The organism is Streptomyces sp. RGM 3693 (assembly GCF_050471125.1).
Classification (GTDB): domain Bacteria; phylum Actinomycetota; class Actinomycetes; order Streptomycetales; family Streptomycetaceae; genus Streptomyces.
The window spans coordinates 837,340-857,992 of sequence record NZ_JBMPPQ010000003.1 but is presented as its reverse complement, the minus strand read 5'-3'; the positions used below and the strand labels follow the sequence as shown (position 1 = coordinate 857,992).

General features: G+C 75.4%; 1 protein-coding gene (cut by a window edge). It reads left to right on the top strand.

The window, feature by feature from the left end; genetic code table 11:
- Window positions 1-20,653: the 3' portion of a type I polyketide synthase gene (locus ACO0M4_RS32275; RefSeq protein ID WP_430374618.1), read on the top strand. Its footprint begins 7,982 nt before the window's first position; only the last 20,653 of its 28,635 coding nucleotides appear in the window; its start codon lies off the left edge, out of view; it ends in the stop codon at window positions 20,651-20,653.

Sequence of the window (20,653 nt, the reverse complement as noted above, 5' to 3'; positions counted from 1 at the left end):
CGCCCTCGGCGACGCGGCGGACGCGCACATCGTCCCGCTGCTGCGCGCCGGGCGCGGCGAGGAGCGCTGTGTGGCCACCGCCCTGGCCCGCCTGCACGTGCGCGGCACGGCCGTCGACTGGCCCGCGTACCTCGCCGGCACCGGAGCACGCCCGGTCGATCTGCCCACCTACGCCTTCCAGCACGAGCGCTACTGGCCCGAGCCGGCCCCGGTCCGCCTCGCGCAGAGTGCCGCCGACCCCGCGGACGCCGAGCTGTGGGGCGCCGTCGAACGCGGCGACGCCGCAGAGCTGGCCACCCTCCTCGGGCTGCGCGACGAACAGCACGCCTCCCTGTACGCGCTGTTGCCCGCACTGTCCTCCTGGCGCCAGCACCGGCACGAGAAGGCGCTGCTGGACTCCACCCGCTACCGCGTCGGCTGGCGCCCCGTGACGGCGGCCGCCGCACCCGTACTCGACGGCACCTGGCTGCTCGTCACCGCCGACGGCATCGACAGCGACGAGATCCTCCGCGCGCTGCGCGGCCACGGCGCCCAGTTCGAGACCCTCACCCTGGACGACGCCTGCCGCGACCGCACCGAACTCACCGCCCGGCTCGACGCCGTACGGGCGCAGGACTGCGCCTTCGCCGGCATCCTGTCCCTGCTCCCGCTCGCCGACCGGCCCGGCACCGAGGTCGGCGCCGAGCTGCCCACCGGACTGGCGCTGAGCCTCGTCCTGACCCAGGCACTGGTCGACATCGACCTCGCCGCCCCGCTGTGGACGCTGACCCGCGGCGCCGTCACCACCGGCTCCGAAGACCCGCTCGCCAACCCCCTCCAGGCCGCGGTCTGGGGACTGGGCCGGGTCGCCGCCCTGGAGCACCCGCAGCTTTGGAGCGGCCTGATCGACCTGCCGGCCGACCTCGACGCCCCCGCCACCCAGCACCTCGTCAGCGCGCTGGCCGCACGGGGCGGCGAGGACCAGATCGCCCTCCGGGCCACCGGGGCGCTCGGCCGGCGCCTGGTGCGCCACCCGCAGGCCGAACTGCCCCCCACCGACGCCTTCACCGCGAGCGGCACCGTGCTCATCACCGGCGGCACCGGAGCGCTCGGCGCCGAGGCGGCCCGCTGGCTCGCCCGCAGCGGCGCCGACCACCTCCTCCTCACCAGCCGCCGCGGCCCCGACGCCCCGGGAGCCGCCGAACTGGCCGTAGAACTAGAGGAGTTGGGGGCCAAGGTCACCATCGCGGCCTGCGACACCGCCGACCGCGGCGCGCTGGCCGCACTCCTGGACTCCGTACCCACGGAGCACCCGCTGACCGGCGTCGTGCACGCCGCCGGCGTCGGCCAGAACGCCTCCCTGGCCGAAACCCCCCTGGACGCCGCGGCCGAGGCGATGGCCGCCAAGATGCTCGGCGCGGCTCACCTCGACAGCCTCCTGGACGGCCACGACCTGGACTTCTTCGTCCTGGTCTCCTCGATCGCCGGAGTGTGGGGTAGCGCCGGACAGAGCGCCTACGCCGCCGCCAACGCCTACCTCGACGCCCTCGCAGAGCACCGCGCGGCCCGCGGCCTGCCCGCCACCTCGGTGGCCTGGGGCCCCTGGGCCGAGGCCGGAATGGCCACCCACGAGGCCGTCACCGACGCACTGCACAAGCGCGGCCTGCGCTTCCTCGCGCCCGCGAACGCCCTCACCGAACTGCGCCGCGCCGTCGTCGACAAGGACGTCACCGTCACGGTCGCCGACATCGACTGGGAGCGCTACCACCCCGTCTTCACCGCCACCCGCCCGAGCGCCCTCTTCGACGAACTGGCCGACGTCCAGGCCCTCGCCCGCACGGAGGACGCGAGCGCCGCGCCCGAATTCGCCGCGCGCCTACGGGGCCTCGACGAGGACGAGCAGACGCGGCTGCTCGCCGACCTGGTACGTGCCGAGGCGGCCATCGCCCTCGGCCACGACTCCGCGGACGCCATCTCGGAGCGGCGGGCCTTCCGCGACGCCGGCTTCGACTCGCTGACCGCCGTGGAACTGCGCAAGCGGCTGGCCGCCCTCACCGGCCTGGCCCTGCCCGCCACCCTCGTCTTCGACTACCCGACCCCCACCGTCCTCGCCCGCCACCTGCGCGCGGAACTCCTGGGCACCGACGGTGACCAGGCCGCTCCGGCAGCCGTGGCCGCATCGGCATCGGGCCGCTTCGACGAGCCCATCGCCATCGTCGGCATGAGCTGCCGCTTCCCCGGCGGCGTCCGTTCCCCGCGGCAGCTGTGGGACCTGGTCAGCGACGGCGTCGACGCCATCACCGACTTCCCCGTCAACCGCGGCTGGAACACCGGCCTCTACCACCCCGACCCGGACAACCCCGGCACGACCTACTCCACCCAGGGCGGATTCCTGCACGACGCGGGCGAGTTCGACGCCTCCTTCTTCGGCATCTCGCCGCGCGAAGCGCTGTCGATGGACCCCCAGCAGCGGCTGCTGCTGGAGACCACCTGGGAGGCGTTCGAGCACGCCGGCATCGACCCCACCCACGTCCACGGCACCGCCACCGGAACGTTCATCGGCTCCACCTACCAGGAGTACGGCCTCGGCGTCGAAGACGGATCCGCCGGCCACCTGGTGACCGGCACCAGCCCCAGCGTGCTCTCCGGGCGCCTGGCCTACCTCTTCGGCCTCGAAGGACCGGCGGTCACCGTCGACACCGCCTGCTCCTCGTCCCTGGTCGCCCTGCACCTGGCCTGCCAGTCCCTGCGCAACGGCGAGAGCTCCCTGGCCCTGGCCGGCGGCGCGACCGTCATGACCAACCCCAACCCGTTCGTCGCGTTCAGCCGGCAGCGGGCCCTGGCCGGCGACGGCCGCTGCAAGGCGTTCTCCGACGGCGCGGACGGCATGACCCTCGCCGAAGGCGTCGGCATCCTCGTACTGGAGCGCCTCTCGGACGCCCAGCGCAACGGACACGAGATCCTCGCCGTCGTCCGCGGCTCGGCCATCAACCAGGACGGCGCGTCCAACGGCCTGTCCGCCCCCAACGGCCCCTCCCAGCAGCGCGTCATCCGCCAGGCCCTGGCCAACTCGGGGCTGGCCCCGAAGGACATCGACGCCGTCGAGGCCCACGGCACCGGCACCGCCCTCGGCGACCCCATCGAGGCGCAGGCCCTGCTCGCCACCTACGGCCAGGACCGCGACCCGCAGAGCCCGCTGCTGCTGGGCTCCGTGAAGTCCAACATCGGCCACACCCAGTCGGCTGCCGGCGTCGCCGGCGTCATCAAGATGGTCCTGGCCCTGCGCCGGGGAGCGCTGCCGCGCACCCTGCACGCGGACACCCCCTCCAGCCACATCGACTGGACCCCCGGCACCGTCGCCCTGCTGCACGAGCCCGCCGACTGGCCCGAGGGCGAGCGCCCGCGCCGCTGCGCGGTCTCCTCCTTCGGCATCAGCGGGACCAACGCCCACACCATCCTCGAAGAAGCCCCCCGCCCGCAGGAGGCGGCCCCCGAGCGGCCGGTGGCCCCGGCCGGCGACGCCATCCCCTGGATGCTGACCGCCCGCACCCCGGGCGCGCTGCGCGCCCAGGCAACCAACCTCGCCGCCCACCTCGACGACGACCAGGCACCCGGCGCCCTCGACGTCGGCCACTCGCTGGTGACCGCGCGGACCCTCTTCGACCACCGCGCCGTCGTCATCGGCACCGACGAGCAGACCCGGCGCGCGGCCCTCGACGCCCTCGCCACCGGCGGCTCCGCGCCCGGCGTCGTCCAGGGCACGGCCGACACCGACGGCAGGACCGTCTTCGTCTTCCCCGGCCAGGGCTCCCAGTGGGTCGGCATGGGAGCGCGACTCCTCGACGAGTCCCCGGTCTTCGCCGAGCGCCTGACCGAATGCGCCACCGCCCTCTCGGAGTTCGTCGACTGGTCCCTGCTCGACGTGCTGCGCCAGGTTGACGGCGCGCCGACGCTGGACCGCGTCGACGTCGTACAACCCGCCTCCTTCGCCGTCATGGTCTCGCTCGCCGCACTGTGGACCTCGCACGGCATCACCCCCGACGCCGTGGTCGGCCACTCGCAGGGCGAGATCGCCGCGGCGGCCGTCGCCGGGGCGCTCTCCCTTCAGGACGCGGCCCGCGTCGTCGCGCTGCGCAGCCAGGCAATCGCCCGTGGACTGGCGGGATCCGGCGGCATGATGTCGGTCCCGCTGCCGGCCACCGACGTCGAACAGCGCCTCGCCGCGTACGAGGACCTGTCGATCGCCGCGGTCAACGGCCCCCGGTCCACCGTCGTCTCCGGCGCCACCGCGCCGCTGGACGCCCTACAGGCCGAGCTGGTCGCCGAGGACATCCGGGCCAAGCGCATCGCCGTGGACTACGCCTCGCACTCCGCGCAGGTCGAGCTGGTGCGCGACGAACTGCACCGCGTCCTCGCGCCGGTGCGCCCGCGCCCCGCGCAGGTGCCCTTCTTCTCGACGGTGACCGGCGACTGGCTGGACACCACCGGCATGGACGCCGACTACTGGTACACCAACCTGCGGCAGACCGTCCGCTTCCAGCCCGCCATCGGCGAACTCCTCGCCCAGGACCACCGTTTCTTCATCGAGGTCAGTTCCCACCCCGTACTCGCCATGGGCATCCAGGCGACCGCCGAGGAAGCCGGCGGCGCGGCCGCGGTGCTCGGCACCCTCCGGCGCGACGTGGGCGGCACCGACCGCTTCCTGACCTCCCTCGCCGAAGCCTTCGTCCGGGGCGCGGGCGTCGACTGGTCCACCGTCTTCGCCGGCACCGGCGCCCGCCGGGTGTCGCTGCCCACGTACGCCTTCCAGCGCGAGCATCTGTGGGCGATACCCGACCGGTCCCAGGACCGACCCGAAGCGGACCCGGTGGACGCGGAGTTCTGGACGGCGGTGGAAGAGGACGACGTCGACTCCCTCGCCTCCCGCCTGCGCCTGGACCGCGCCGCCCTGGAGCCCGTCCTGCCGGCCCTGTCCGACTGGCGCCGACGCCGCCGCGACCTGGCAGCCGTCGACTCCTGGCGCTACCGCGCCACGTGGCAGCCGCTGACCGCCCTCCCCACGGCGGCCCTGACCGGCACCTGGCTCGTCGTCACCACCGCGGACACCGCCGGCGACGACGTCACCGGCGTCCTCACCGCGCACGGCGCCGAGACCCGCACCCTCGTCCTGGACGACGCCTGCCTGGACCGCGCCACGCTGACCGCGCGCCTGGCCGACCTCGACGGCGCGGCGGACCTCGCGGGCGTGGTGTCCCTGCTGGCCGCCGCCGAGGGCGCGAGCCCGCACCAACCGGCGCTCAGCCGCGCGACGGCGCTGTCCGTCACGCTCGTCCAGGCACTCGGCGACGCCGGCATCGACGCGCCGCTGTGGTGCCTGACCCAGGGCGCCGTCTCCACCGGCCGAGCCGACCGGCTCACCCGCCCCGACCAGGCCCAGATCCTCGGCCTCGGCTGGACGGCCGCCCTCGAACACCCACAGCGCTGGGGCGGCCTGGTCGACCTGCCCGAGGAACTGGACCGGCGGGCCGCCGAGCGCCTGGCCGCGGTCCTGACCGGCCGTACCGGCGAGGACCAACTCGCCGTCCGCGCCTCGGGCGTCCTCGCCCGCCGCGTCGTCCGCGCCACCCCCGCGGACCCGGCTCCGGCCCGCCCCTGGACGGCGAGGGGCACCACCCTCGTCACCGGCGGCACCGGCACCCTCGCCCCGCACCTGGCCCGCTGGCTCGCCCAGCAGGGCGCCGAGCACGTCGTGCTCACCAGCCGCCGCGGCCCGGCGGCCCCCGGATCCGGCGAACTCGTCCGGGAACTGGCCGAGCTGGGCTGCGAGGCCAGCGTCGTCGCCTGCGACCTGACCGACCGCGACGCGGTCGCCCGGATGCTGGAGGCGCTCGCCGCCGAGGGCCGCACGGTGCGCACCGTCGTGCACACCGCCGTCACCATCGAGCTGGCGACGCTGGACGAGACGACTCTCGACGACTTCGCGAAGGTCATGGACGCCAAGGTCAACGGCGCCCGGCACCTGGACGAACTCCTCGGCGACGACCTCGACGCCTTCGTCCTGTACTCCTCCACCGCCGGCATGTGGGGCAGCGGCGCCCACGCCGCCTACGTCGCCGGCAACGCCTACCTCAACGCCCTGGCCGAACACCGCCGCGCCCGCGGCGCCCGGGCCACCGCCGTCTCCTGGGGCATCTGGGCCGACGACCTCAAGCTCGGCCGCGTCGACCCCGGCCAGATCCGCCGCAGCGGACTGGTCTTCATGGACCCCGACATGGCCCTGACCGGCCTGCGGCAGGCCCTCGACGACGACGAGACGCACCTGGCCGTCGCCGACGTGGACTGGGAGCGCTACTACCCCGTCTACACCTCCGCGCGCCCCACCCGGCTCTTCGACGACGTGCCGGAGGTCCGGCGGCTCGTGGACAACACCGACCAGGCCGCCGCATCCGGCAGCGAGTTCGCCGACCGGCTGCGCGGGCTGGCCCCCGTCGAGCAGGAGCGGCTCCTGCTGGACCTGGTCCGCGGCGAGGCCGCCACCGCGCTCGGCCACGCCTCGCCCGACGTGCTCTCCGAGCAACGCGCCTTCCGCGACGTCGGCTTCGACTCGCTGACCGCCGTCGACCTGCGCAACCGGATCGCCACCGTCACCGGTCTCGCCCTGCCGAGCACCATGGTCTTCGACCACCCCAACCCGCGCGCCCTCGTCGCCTTCCTGCGCGAGTCCCTCGCCGGGTCCGCGACCGGCACCGGCGCCCCGACCGCGTACACCGCCACCGTCGACGACGAGCCCCTGGCCATCATCGGCATGAGCTGCCGCTACCCCGGCGGCGTCGGATCGCCGGAGGACCTGTGGCGGCTGGTCGTCGAGGGCGGCGACGCCATCGGTGAGTTCCCCACGGACCGTGGCTGGGACGCCGAGGGCCTCTACGACCCCGACCCGGACCGGGCCGGCCACACCTACTCGACCCGGGGCGGCTTCCTGCACGACGCCCCCGAGTTCGACGCCGGCTTCTTCGGCATCTCGCCCCGCGAGGCCCTCGCCATGGACCCCCAGCAGCGCCTGCTGCTGGAGACCTCCTGGGAGGCCATGGAGGCCGCCGGCATCGACCCGGCCACCCTGCGCGGCAGCAGCACCGGCACCTTCATCGGCGCCAGCTACCAGGACTACGGGGCCTCCGGCGCGAGCCCGGAGAGCGCCGAGGGACACCTGATCACCGGCACCATCTCCAGCGTCCTGTCCGGCCGCCTCTCCTACACCTACGGCTTCGAGGGCCCGGCCGTCTCCCTCGACACCGCCTGCTCCTCCTCCCTCGTCGCCCTGCACCTGGCCTGCCAGTCGTTGCGCAACGGCGAGAGCTCCCTGGCGCTGGCCGGCGGCGTCAGCATCATGTCCACGCCCGCCGCGTTCGTCGGCTTCAGCCGCCAGCGCGCGATGGCGCCCGACGGCCGCTGCAAGGCGTACTCCGACCAGGCCGACGGCATGAGCCTGGCCGAAGGCGTCGGGCTGGTCCTCGTCGAACGGCTCTCCGACGCCCGCCGCAACGGGCACCAGGTCCTGGCCGTCATCCGCGGCTCCGCCGTCAACCAGGACGGCGCCTCCAACGGCCTGACCGCCCCCAACGGCCCGTCCCAGCAGCGCGTCATCGGCCAGGCACTGGCCAACGCCAAGGTGGACCCCGACGGCATCGACGTCGTCGACGGCCACGGCACCGGCACCGCGCTCGGCGACCCCATCGAGGCGCAGGCCCTGCTCGCCACCTACGGCCAGGGCCGCGACCCCGAACACCCGCTGCTGCTGGGCTCGGTGAAGTCCAACATCGGCCACACCCAGATGGCGTCCGGCGTCGCCAGCGTCATCAAGATGGTCATGGCCATGCGCCACGGCACCGTGCCGCACAGCCTGCACATCGACCGGCCCTCCTCGCACGTCGACTGGAGCACCGGCGCCCTGCACCTGCTCACCGAGCCGGTGCCCTGGCCGAGCACCGGGCACCCGCGCCGCGCGGGCGTCTCCTCCTTCGGCCTGAGCGGCACCAACGTCCACACCATCCTCGAACAGGCCCCGGAGGAGCAGCCCGAGGAGACCACCGACACCGCACCCGCCCGCCCCCTCGACGCCACCGCCGTTCCGCTGGTCCTGTCCGGACACACCGAAGCGGCCGTGCGCGCCCAGGCCGGCCGACTGCTGTCGCACCTCGCCGACCACCCCGACCTGCCGCTCACCGACCTCGCCCGCTCCCTCGCCACCACCCGGTCCGCGCTGGAGCACCGCGCGGCCGTCGTCACCGACGACCCCGACGCGCTCGTCCGGGCGCTGACCGCGCTGCGCGACGCGACCACCGACGGCGGGCTGCTCACCGGCCGCCCCGACCACGGCCGGCTGGCCTTCCTCTTCACCGGCCAGGGCAGCCAGCGCCCCGGAACGGGCCGCGAGCTCTACGACCACCACCCGGTCTACGCCGAGGCGCTGGACGCCGTCCTGGCCCGCTTCGACCTCGAACTCGACCGTCCGCTGCGGGAGATCCTCTTCGCCGCCCCGGACACCCCCGAGGCCGCGCTGCTGGACGACACCCGCTACACCCAGCCCGCGCTCTTCGCCCTCGAAGTGGCGCTGTTCCGCCTCGCCGAGTCCTGGGGCCTGCGCCCCGACTACGTCGCGGGCCACTCCATCGGCGAGTTCGCCGCCGCGCACGCCGCCGGCGTCCTCTCCCTGGAGGACGCCTGCACCCTGGTGGCGGCCCGCGGCCGGCTGATGGCCGAACTGCCCGCCGGCGGCGCCATGACCTCCGTCGAAGCCACCGAGGACGAGGTGACCGCCGCGCTCGCCCCCTACGAGGGCCGGGCCACCATCGCCGCCGTCAACACCCCGACCTCCCTGGTCGTCTCGGGCGACGAGGACGCGGTGGGCGCCGTCGCGACGCACTTCGAGGAGCAGGGCCGGCGCACCAAGCGGCTGCGCGTCAGCCACGCCTTCCACTCGCCGCACATGGACCCGATGCTGGCGGACTTCGCCCGCGTCGTCCGCGGCGTCACCTGCCACGAACCGACCGTGCCGCTGGTGTCCACCGTCACTGGCACCCTCCTCACGCACGACGAGCTCGCCGCGCCGGAGTACTGGACCGGGCAGGTCCGCGGCACCGTCCGCTTCGCCGACGCCGTGCGGTACCTCACCGACCACGGCGTGACGACCTTCTTCGAGCTCGGCCCGGACGCGGTGCTCAGCGGCGCGGTCCGAGAGGGCACCGACGAGGAGACCCGCGCCACCGCCGTCCCGGCCCTGCGCCGGGACCGGCCCGAGGCCCCGACCCTGGCCACGGCAGTGGCCCAGCTGCACCTGCACGGGGTACGGGTCGACTGGGACGCCTTCTTCGCGGGCCGCGCAGCCGGCCGGATCGACCTGCCCACCTACGCCTTCCAGCGCGAGCGCTACTGGCCCGAGGCGCACGCCGCAACCACCGCAGCCGGCCAGCCCGCCGACGCGGCGGACACCGAGTTCTGGTCGGCGGTGGAGCGCGCGGACCTCGCGTCCCTGGGGTCCGCACTGGACCTGGACGACGACACCCTCACCACCGTCGTGCCCGCCCTCTCCGCCTGGCGGCGCCGCAGCCGGGAGCGTTCCACCGTCGACGGCTGGCGCTACCGCACCACCTGGAAGCGCCTGACCGTCCCGGCGGCCGCCGCACGTCCCACCGGGACCTGGCTGGTGCTCGCACCGGCCGATGGCGAGTCGGCCTGGCTCGACCCGATCGCCGACGTCCTCGGCGCCGACGCCGTACGCCTCGTCGTCGCCGCCCCGGACCGCCGGGACCTGGCCGGACGACTGGCCGAACTCGGCTCGGAACACGGCGAGTTCACCGGCGTGCTGTCGCTGCTGGCCACGGCCGGCGACGGGGCCGCCGCCGACGCTGCCGACGCCACGACCGCCGGCCTGCTGCTGACGACGACCGCGGTCCAGGCCCTGGGCGACGCGGGCATCGAGGCCCCGCTGTGGTGCGTGACCCGCACCGCCGTGGCCGTGGACCGGGCCGAACACCCGGCCCGCCCCGTCCAGTCCGCCGTCTGGGGCCTGGGCCGGGTCGCCGCCCTGGAGCACCCGCAGCGTTGGGGCGGTCTGATCGACCTGCCCGACGCGCTCGACGCCAGCACCCTGCGCCGCTTGGCCGCCGTCCTCGCCGACAACGGCGGCGAGGACCAGCTCGCGCTGCGTACCACCGCGGCCTTCGGCCGTCGCCTGGCCCAGCACCGGGCCGAACCAGCCCCCGACGCGGGCACCTTCAGCCCCACCGGCACCGTGCTCGTCACCGGCGGCACCGGCGCCCTGGGCGGCCACGTCGCCCGCTGGCTGGCCGCGGCGGGCGCCCCGCACCTGCTGCTGGTCAGCCGCCGCGGCGCGGACGCCCCCGGCGCCGCGGAACTCGCCGCGGAGGTCGAGGAACTCGGCGCCCGGGTCACCCTCGCGGCGTGCGACACCGCCGACCGCGACGCGCTCGCCGCCGTCCTGGCCGCCGTTCCCGAGGACCAGCCGCTGACCGCGGTGTTCCACACCGCCGGCACCGTCGACGACGGCACCCTGGACACGCTCACCCCCGAGCAGTTCACCGCCGTCCTGCGCGCCAAGGTCACCGCCACCCACCACCTCCACGAGGCCACCCGCGAGAGGGAGTTGAGCGCGTTCGTGCTCTTCTCCTCCGTCGCCGGCACCCTCGGCGCACCCGGCCAGGGCAACTACGCCGCCGCCAACGCCTACCTCGACGCCTTCTCCGAACAGCGCCACGCCCTCGGCCTGCCCGCCACCTCGGTGGCCTGGGGCCCCTGGGCCGAGACCGGCATGGCGGCCGACGGCACCGGCGTCCAGGAGCGGATCCGCCGCGGCGGCTTCACCCCCCTGCCGCCCCGCCTCGCCCTCGCCGCCCTGCGGCGGGCGATCGAGCACGGTGTCCCGACGCTGACCCTCGCGGACATCGACTGGCCGCGCTACACGGAGGTGTTCACCGCCCTGCGGCCCAGCCCCTTCGTCGGCGACCTGCCGGCACTGCGCCGGGCCACGTCGCCGGCCGGGACGTCGCAGGCCGCACTGCCGGAACCGGCCCTGCGCCAGCGGCTGGTCGGACTCTCTCCGACCGCGCGCCCCGGCTTCGTCCTGGACCTGGTGCGCACCCGGGTCGCGGCGGTCCTCGGGCACACCGGCACCTCGGACATCGGCGCCGACCGCGCCTTCAGCGACCTCGGCTTCGACTCGCTGACCACCGTCGAACTGCGCAACACCCTCACGGCCGGCACCGGCCTGAAACTGCCCGCCACCCTCGTCTACGACCACCCGACCCCGACCGCACTCGCCGAGTTCCTGCTCGCCGAACTCCTCGGCACACTGCCGGCTTCGGACCTCGACACCCCCGCGCCGGCCGGCCGTGCCGCGGACGACGACCCCATCGTCGTCGTCGGCATGAACTGCCGCTTCCCCGGCGGCGTCCGGTCGCCGGAAGACCTCTGGCGGCTGCTGAGCGACGGCGAGGACGCCATCGGCGGGTTCCCCGCGGACCGCGGCTGGGACCTCGACGCGCTCGCCCAGGGCGCCTCCGCCACCCTCGAAGGCGGGTTCCTGGAGGGCGTCGGCCTCTTCGACGCCGGCTTCTTCGGCATCTCGCCCCGCGAGGCGCTGGCCATGGACCCGCAGCAGCGGCTGCTGCTGGAAACCTCGTGGGAGGCGTTCGAGCGGGCCGGCATCGACGCGACCGCGCTGCGCGGCAGCCGCACCGGCGTCTTCGTCGGCACCAACGGCCAGGACTACACCGCCCTCCTGCGCCAGGCCAGCGGCACCGCCGACCTGCGCGGCCACGTCGCCACCGGCAACACCGCCAGCGTCATGTCCGGCCGCCTCTCTTACACCTTCGGCCTGGAGGGCCCGGCCGTCACCGTCGACACCGCCTGCTCCTCCGCGCTGGTCGCCCTGCACCTGGCCGCCAACGCGCTGCGCAACGGCGAGTGCACGCTGGCTCTGGCCGGCGGCGTCTCGGTGATGTCCAGCCCCGGCGCCTTCACCGAGTTCACGATGCAGGGCGGACTGGCCCCCGACGGACGGTGCAAGCCCTTCGCCGACGCGGCCGACGGCACCAGCTGGTCCGAGGGCGTGGGTGTCCTCGTCCTGGAACGGCTCTCCGACGCCCGCCGCAACGGCCACGACGTCTGGGGCATCGTGCGCGGCACCGCCGTCAACCAGGACGGCGCCTCCAACGGGCTGACCGCGCCCAACGGACGGGCCCAGCAGCGCGCCATCCGCCAGGCCCTCGCCGACGCCCGCCTCGCCCCCGCCGACGTCGACGTCGTCGAGGCCCACGGCACCGGCACCACCCTCGGCGACCCCATCGAGGCGGGCGCCCTGATCGCCACCTACGGTCCCGACCGGCCGCAGCCGCTGCTGCTCGGTGCCGTGAAGTCGAACCTGGGCCACACCCAGGCGGCCGCCGGCGTCGCCGGCACCATCAAGATGCTCCTGGCGATGCGCCACGGCGTGCTGCCCAAGACCCTGCACGTCGACGCCCCGTCCTCGCACGTCGACTGGACCGACGGCACGGTCGCGCTCGTCACCGAGCAGCAGGACTGGCCCGAGACCGGGCACGCCCGACGGGCCGGCGTCTCCGCCTTCGGCGTCAGCGGCACCAACGCCCACGTCATCCTCGAACAGGCACCGGTCACCGACGTGCCGGTGGCGCCGGAGCCCACCACGACGCCGGGCCTGGTGCCCTGGCCGGTGTCGGGCAAGTCCGCGGCAGCCCTGGCGGCCCAGATCGAGCGGGTCTCGGCACTGACCGACGCCGCACCGCTCGACGTCGGCCACTCCCTGGCCACCGGCCGTACGGCCTTCGCGCACCGCGCGGTCCTCGCGACCGACGGGGCCGAGGTGCGGGAACTCGCCCGCGGCGTCTCCCACGGGAGCGACGGGAAGGTGGCGGTGCTGTTCTCCGGCCAGGGTGCGCAACGGGTCGGCATGGGCCGGGAGTTGTACGACCGGTTCCCGGTGTTCGCGGCGGCGTTGGACGAGGTGCTGGCGCACTTCGACGACGCGCTGCGGGAGGTGATGTTCGGCTCGGCGGACGGCCTGGACGAGACGGGCTTCACCCAGCCGGCGTTGTTCGCCGTCGAGGTGGCGCTGTTCCGCCTGGCGGAGTCGCTCGGCGTGCGGCCGGACTTCGTCGCCGGGCATTCGATCGGTGAGCTCGCGGCGGCGCACGTCGCCGGGGTGCTGTCCCTGGACGACGCCTGTGTGCTGGTCGCGGCCCGTGCGCGGTTGATGCAGGCGCTGCCTGCGGGCGGCGCGATGGTGGCCGTCCGGGCGACCGAGCGCGAGGCCGGTCCGCGGCTGGTGGACGGCGTGTCGATCGCGGCGGTCAACGGCCCCGAGGCGGTCGTCCTCGCCGGCGACGAGAGTGAAGTCCTGTGCGTCGCCGCCGAGTTGGCGGCCGAGGGACACAAGACCCAGCGCCTCGCGGTGAGCCACGCCTTCCACTCGGCGCTGATGGAGCCGATGTTGGCGGACTTCCGCCGGGTGGCCGAGGGGCTGTCGTACGAGGCCCCGCAGATCCCCGTCGTCTCCAACGTGACGGGCGAGGTGGCCACCACGGAGCTGCTGTGCTCGCCGGACTACTGGGTGCGGCACGTGCGCGAGACGGTGCGCTTCGCCGACGGCGTGCGCGCACTCGAAGCCGAAGGCGCCACGGTCTTCCTGGAGTTGGGCCCCGACGGCGTGCTGGCCGCGATGGCCCAGCACACCCTGGACGGCGACGTCACCGTCGTGCCGGCGCTGCGCAAGGACCGGCCGGAGGAGACCGCACTGCTCACCGCGCTCGCCCAGCTGTACGTCGTGGGCGTCGGGGTCGACTGGTCCGGGATCTTCACCGGTACCGGCGCCCGCCGCGTGGACCTGCCCACCTACCCCTTCCAGCCGGAGTGGTTCTGGCCGGAGATCGCGACCGCACAGGAACGACAGGACGTCCCGCAGGACTCCGAGGACGCCGAGTTCTGGGACGCGGTGCAGCGTGCGGACCTCCCGACGCTCGCCGACGACCTCCAACTGGACGACGACGCCCTGTCGACCCTGGTGCCCGCGCTGTCCGCCTGGCGCCGCAAGCGCGTCGAACGCTCGACCGTCGACGGCTGGCGCTACCGGGTCACCTTCACCCCGCTGGCCGGCACCGCGCCCGGCACCCTCACCGGACGGTGGCTGGCGCTCGTCCCGACCGGCGGCACCGACGACGTGTGGACCGCCGCGGTCCTCGCGGCCCTCGGTGAGACGGCCGTCGTCGTCGAGGCGGACCCGAACGACCCGGCCGCACTCACCGAGCCGCTGGCCGAAATCGCCGCTCAGAACGCCGGGTTCGCGGGTGCGCTCTCGCTGCTGGCCGCCCCGTACGTCGACGCCCTGCCCACCGGCCCGGCCTGGCCGACCGAGGCGGTGGCGGCCCTGGCGGACGCCGGGATCGACGCCCCGCTGTGGTGCGTCACCCGCGACGCGGTCACGGTGGGCCGCGCGGAGACCGAGGTCAGCCCCGCCCAGGCGACGGTGTGGGGGATCGGCCGGATCGCCGCCGTGGACCACCCGGACCGCTGGGGCGGCCTGGTCGACGTGCCGCGGGTGCTCGACCGGCGCGCCACCGAACGGCTCCGCACCGCCCTCGCGGGCATCGGTGACGAGGACCAGGTGGCGCTGCGGCCCGCCGGCCTCTTCGGGCGCCGGCTGGTGCGCGTCGCCCCCGACGCCCCGACGGCCCCGTGGCAGCCGACCGGTACGGTCCTGATCGTCGGCCCGGCGGCCGGCACCGGCGGACACTGCGCCCGCTGGCTCGCCGAACAGGGCGCCCAGCACCTGCTGCTGGTCGACCCCACCGCATCGGACCCCGCACCGGCGCGCGCCGCACTCGACGCCCTGAGCGTCCCCGTGACGGTGCTCGACTGCGGCCCGTCCGACGGCGAGGCCCTGCTGACCGCACTCGCCGCGCTGCCGGCCGAGGCACCGCTGACCGCCGTCGTGCACACCGACGAGCCGTCCGACGCCGAGGAGCCCGACGCCGCCCTGGCCGCGCTGCGCGCCGACGTGGCGAGCCTGGCGGAGGTGGCCGAGGCGGCGAGGGGCGACCGTCCCCTGGACGCGTTCGTCCTCTTCTCCTCCATCGCCGCCACCTGGGGCGCCGGCGGTCGGGCCACCGAGGCCGCGGCCGGAACCCAACTCAACGAGATGGCAAGGGTGTTGCGGCAGCGGGGACTGCCCGCCGTGACGGTGGCCTGGAGCGGCTGGGCCGACGTCGCGTCCGACAGCCTGGCCGCCCACCTGCGGGTCAACGGGCTGCCCCCGATGGACTCCGCACGGGCCCTGACCGCGCTCGCCAGCTCGTTCGGCACCGACACCTCCGCGGTGACGATCGCCGACGTCCAGTGGGACCGGTTCGTGCCCGCCTTCACCCGCAACCGGCGCAGCGCCCTCTTCGCGCAGCTGCCGGAGGCCCGGGCCGCGCTGGCGCAGCCGGACGCCGCCGAGGCGGGCCCGGCGGGCACCGCGACCGGCCTCCGGGCCGAACTCGCCGCCCGCCCCAACGCGGAACGGACCGAGGTCCTGCTGGCCCTCGTCCGGGCCCGGGTCGCCGCGGTGCTCGGGTTCGCGGACGCCGACGCCGTACCCACCGGCCAGCCGTTCCGGGACCTCGGCTTCGACTCGCTGACCGGCGTGGACCTGCGCAACCAGCTCGCCACCGCCACCGGTCTGGCGCTGCCCGCGACCCTCGTCTTCGACTACCCCACGGCCGAGGCGCTCGCCGACCACCTGCGGGCCGAACTCCTCGGCGAGGACACGGCGCAGCACGGCGCGGCGCTGCGGGTGGGGTCCGCCGCCACGACCGACGACCCGATCGTCATCGTCGGCATGAGCTGCCGCTACCCGGGCGGGGTCGGCTCGCCCGAGGACCTGTGGAAGCTGGTCACGGACGAAGTCGACGCCATCGGGGGCTTCCCGACGGACCGCGGCTGGGACCTGGAACGGCTGCTGCACGGCGACCGGGACGGCCGCGGCCGGACCGTCACCGGCGAGGGCGGCTTCCTCTACGACGTGGCGGACTTCGACCCCGGGTTCTTCGGGATCGCACCGCGCGAGGCCATGGTGATGGACCCGCAGCAGCGCATCCTCCTGGAAGCCACCTGGGAGGCCCTGGAGCGCGCCGGCGTCGACCCCGCCGGACTGCGCGGCGGCGACACCGGGGTGTTCGTCGGCGGTGGCTCGGGCGACTACCGGCCCGAGGCCGGCCAGTTGGGCCACGCGCAGACCGCGCAGTCGGCGAGCCTGCTCTCCGGCCGGGTGTCCTACACCTTCGGTCTGGAAGGCCCCTCGGTCAGCGTCGACACGGCCTGCTCGTCGTCCCTGGTGGCGCTCCACCTGGCCGCCCAGGCCCTGCGGGCGGGGGAGTGCTCCCTCGCACTGACCGGCGGCGTGACGGTGATGTCCAGCCCGGTGAACTTCGTCGAGTTCGGCGAGATGGGGGCCCTCGCGCCCGACGGCCGCTGCCGGCCCTTCGCCTCCGCGGCGGGCGGCACCGGCTGGTCCGAGGGCGTCGGCGTCCTCGTCCTGGAACGGCTCTCCGACGCCCGGAGCAACGACCACCAGGTCCTCGCGGTGCTGCGCGGCTCGGCCGTCAACCAGGACGGCGCCAGCAACGGCATCACCGCACCCAACGGCCCCTCGCAGCGCCGGGTCATCCAGCGCGCGCTGGCCAACGCGGGTCTGGCGCCGGCCGACGTGGACGCCGTGGAGGCGCACGGCACCGGCACCACCCTGGGCGACCCCATCGAGGCGCAGGCCCTCCTCGCCACCTACGGGCAGGGCCGGGACGCCGAACTCCCGCTCCGACTGGGCTCGTTGAAGTCCAACATCGGCCACACCCAGGCGGCCGCCGGCGTCGCCGGTGTGATCAAGATGGTGCTGGCGATGCAGCACGGCGTGCTGCCCCGGTCCCTGCACATCGACGAGCCCTCGACGCACGTCGACTGGACCACCGGAGCCGTCGAACTGCTGGACCAGGCCGCCGAATGGCCGCGTACCGGACGCCCGCGCCGGGCCGGCATCTCGGCGTTCGGCGCCAGCGGCACCAACTCCCACGTGATCATCGAGGAGCCCGCGGAGGTCGCGGCGGACGCACCCGCGCGCCCCGAGGAGGCCGGCGGCCCGCTGCCGGTCCCGGTGACCGGTGCCGTGCCGGACGCACTGCGCGCCCAGGCCCGACGGCTGCACGCCTACGCGACCGCCCGGCCCGACCTCACCGTCGCCGAGCTCGCGCTGTCCACGGCCACCACCCGGTCGGTCTTCGCCCACCGGGCCGCGGTCCTCGCCGAGGACCGCGAGGGGCTGCTCACCGGCCTGGCCGCGCTCGCCGACGGCCTCGACACGCCCCAGGTCCTGCGCGGCCAGGTGGCGGACCGCCGGGGCAAGCTCGCGGTGCTGTTCTCCGGCCAGGGCGCGCAGCGCGTGGGCATGGGGCGCGAACTCCACGCCCGCTACCCGGTGTTCGCCGAGGCCCTGGACGCCGTGACGGCCCGCCTGGACGGGGAGCTGGACCTGCCGCTGCGGGACGTGATGTTCGGGGAGGCGGAGCTGCTGAACGAGACGCGCTTCACCCAGCCCGCCCTGTTCGCCGTCGAAGTGGCGCTGTTCCGACTGGTCGAGTCGTGGGGCATCCGCCCGGACTTCGCCGCCGGCCACTCCATCGGCGAGATCACCGCCGCGCACGTCGCCGGGGTCCTCTCCCTGGACGACGCCTGCCGACTGGTGGCCGCCCGGGCCCGGTTGATGAACGCCCTGCCCACCGGCGGCGCCATGGTCGCCGTGCAGGCCACCGAGGAGGAGGTCCGGTCGCACCTGGCCGACGGCGTGTCCGTCGCCGCGGTCAACGGACCGCGGTCGGTGGTGCTCTCCGGCGACGAGGCCGCGGTGCTGGGCATCGCGGAGAAGTTCACCGTCGACGGCCGGAAGACTACGCGTTTGCGGGTCAGTCATGCGTTTCACTCCGTGCACATGGATGCCATGCTCCAGGACTTCCGACGCGTCGCCGGAAGCCTCACGTACCACGCCCCGGCGATCCCGCTCGTGTCCAACGTCACCGGTCAGGCGGCCACCGAGCAGCAGGTGTGCGACCCGGACTACTGGGTCCGCCACGTCCGCGAGGCGGTCCGCTTCGGCGACGGGGTGCGCACCCTGGCCGAACGCGGCGTGACCGCCTTCCTGGAACTCGGCCCCGACGGCACGCTCTGCGCCATGGCTCAGGAAACCCTGGAAGCCCTGCCCGGGCAGCCGGTCACCGTCCCGGCGCTGCGCCGGGACCGCGGTGAACAGGAGTCCGTGGTCGGCGCCGTGGCCCGGCTGTACGTCGGGGGAACCGCCCCCGACTGGGCCGCCCTGCTCGGCCCGGCCGCGCCCCGCCGCACCGACCTGCCCACCTACCCCTTCCAGCACCAGCGGTACTGGCCGGCCACCCAGCCGGCCACCGACCCGGCCGCACCGTCCGCCGCGGACGACGGCTTCTGGTCGGCGGTGCGCGAGGCCGACTTCGCCGCGCTGGAGACGACGCTCAACGTCGACGGGGACGCCCTGGCCAAGGTGCTGCCCGCGCTCGCGGACTGGCGCCGCCGGCGGGACGAGGAACACACCGTCGACGGCTGGCGGCAGCAGATCACCTGGCAGCCGCTGACCCCGCAGGCCGCCCCCACCGCGGCCGGCACCTGGCTCGCCGTCCTCCCGGCCGGCCACGCCGACGACCCCTGGGTCGCCGACGCCGTCGCCGCCCTGGGCCCGGACACCGTGCGCCTGGAAGCGCCCGGCCCCGACCGCGCGGACCTCGCCGCGCGACTGCGCGAACTCGGGCAGGAGGGCACCGAGTTCACCCAAGTGGTGTCCCTGCTCGCGCTCGTCGACGCACCCGCACCGGGCGCGGCGGCCCCGGCGGGCCTGGCCCTGACCACCGCCCTGATCCAGGCGCTCGGCGACGCGGACCTCACCGCACCCCTGTGGTGCGTCACCCGCGGCGCGGTCGCCGCCACCCCCGCCGAACCGGTGCCCGGGCTCGCCCAGGCCGCGGTCTGGGGTCTGGGCCGGGTCGCCGCCCTGGAGTACCCGCAGCGCTGGGGCGGTCTGATCGACCTGCCCGACACCCTCGACGGCCGGTCCGCGGCCCGCTTCGCGGAGGTCCTCGCGGCACCGGGCACGGAGGACCAGATCGCGATCCGGCCCTCCGCCGCCCTCGGCCGCCGGCTGGTGCCCGTACCGGCCGGACGCGACGCGCGGGAGTGGGACCCCACCGGCACCGTCCTGATCACCGGCGGCACCGGAGCCCTGGGCGCCCAGGTGGCCCACCGGCTCGCCGCGGCCGGCGCCCGGCACCTGCTGCTGCTCAGCCGCCGGGGCGCCGCCGCGCCCGGCGCGGACGGACTGTGCGCCGAACTGAACGCGCTGGGCGCGGAGGTGACCCTCACCGCCTGCGACGTCGCCGACCGCGACGCGCTCGCCGAGGTCCTCGCCGCGATCCCCGACGAGGCCCCGCTGACCGGTGTGATCCACACTGCGGGCGTCCTGGACGACGGCGTCCTCGACAGCCTCACCCCGGACCGCTACGAGGCCGTGTTCCGCGCCAAGGCCGCCTCGGCCCTGGCCCTGCACGACCTCACCCGGGACCTGGACCTGGCCGCGTTCGTCCTGTTCTCCTCGTCCTCGGGCACGGTCGGCAACGCCGGCCAGGCCAACTACGCGGCCGCCAACGCCTACCTGGACGCGCTCGCCGAACACCGCCGGGCCCAGGGCCTGGCCGCGACCTCGCTCGCCTGGGGCGTGTGGGGCGGCGGGGGCATGGCGGCGGACCACCGGGCCGCCGACGTGGCCCAGCGCACCGGCATCCGTCCCCTCGACCCGGACCTCGCCGTCGTGGCGCTGCGCCGGGCCGTCATGGACGGACGCCCCACCGAGGTCGTCGCCGACCTCGACCGCGACCGGTTCCTGCGCTCCTTCACCGCGGTACGGCCCAGCCCGCTGCTCGGCGAGCCGACCGGCACCGAGCACCGGACGGTGGAGGACGGCGGCGACGACGCCACCGGCGACGCGCTGCGCGCCCAACTGGCCGACCTGCCGCCCGCCAAGCGCGCCCGGGTCGTCCTCGACCTGGTCCGCCGCCGCGCCGCGGCGGTCCTCGGACACCCCACGGTCGACGCCGTGGGCGCCGACCGGGCGTTCCGCGACCTCGGCTTCGACTCGCTCAGCGCCGTCGAACTGCGCAACCAACTCGGCGCCGCGACCGGACTCGCCCTGGCCACCACGCTCGTCTTCGACCACCCCAACCCCAACGAACTGGCGGACCACATCCTGGGCCGGCTCGTCCCCGACGCCGAGCCGGGGCAGGAGACGGCCGACGACGAGGCGGACGCCGCGGGCGTCCGGGCCCTGTTCACCTCCGTCCCCATGAAGCGACTGCGCGAGATCGGCGTGCTCGACCCCCTGCTGAAGCTCGTCGCCGAACAGGCCGCGGCCTCCGACGACGCGGCCGCCACGACGGCGGACGACGCCTACGACGCATCGATCGACGCCATGGACGTCGCCGACCTGGTACAGGCGGCGTTCGACGGCGACTCCTCCCACGAGCGTGGACAGAGCTGA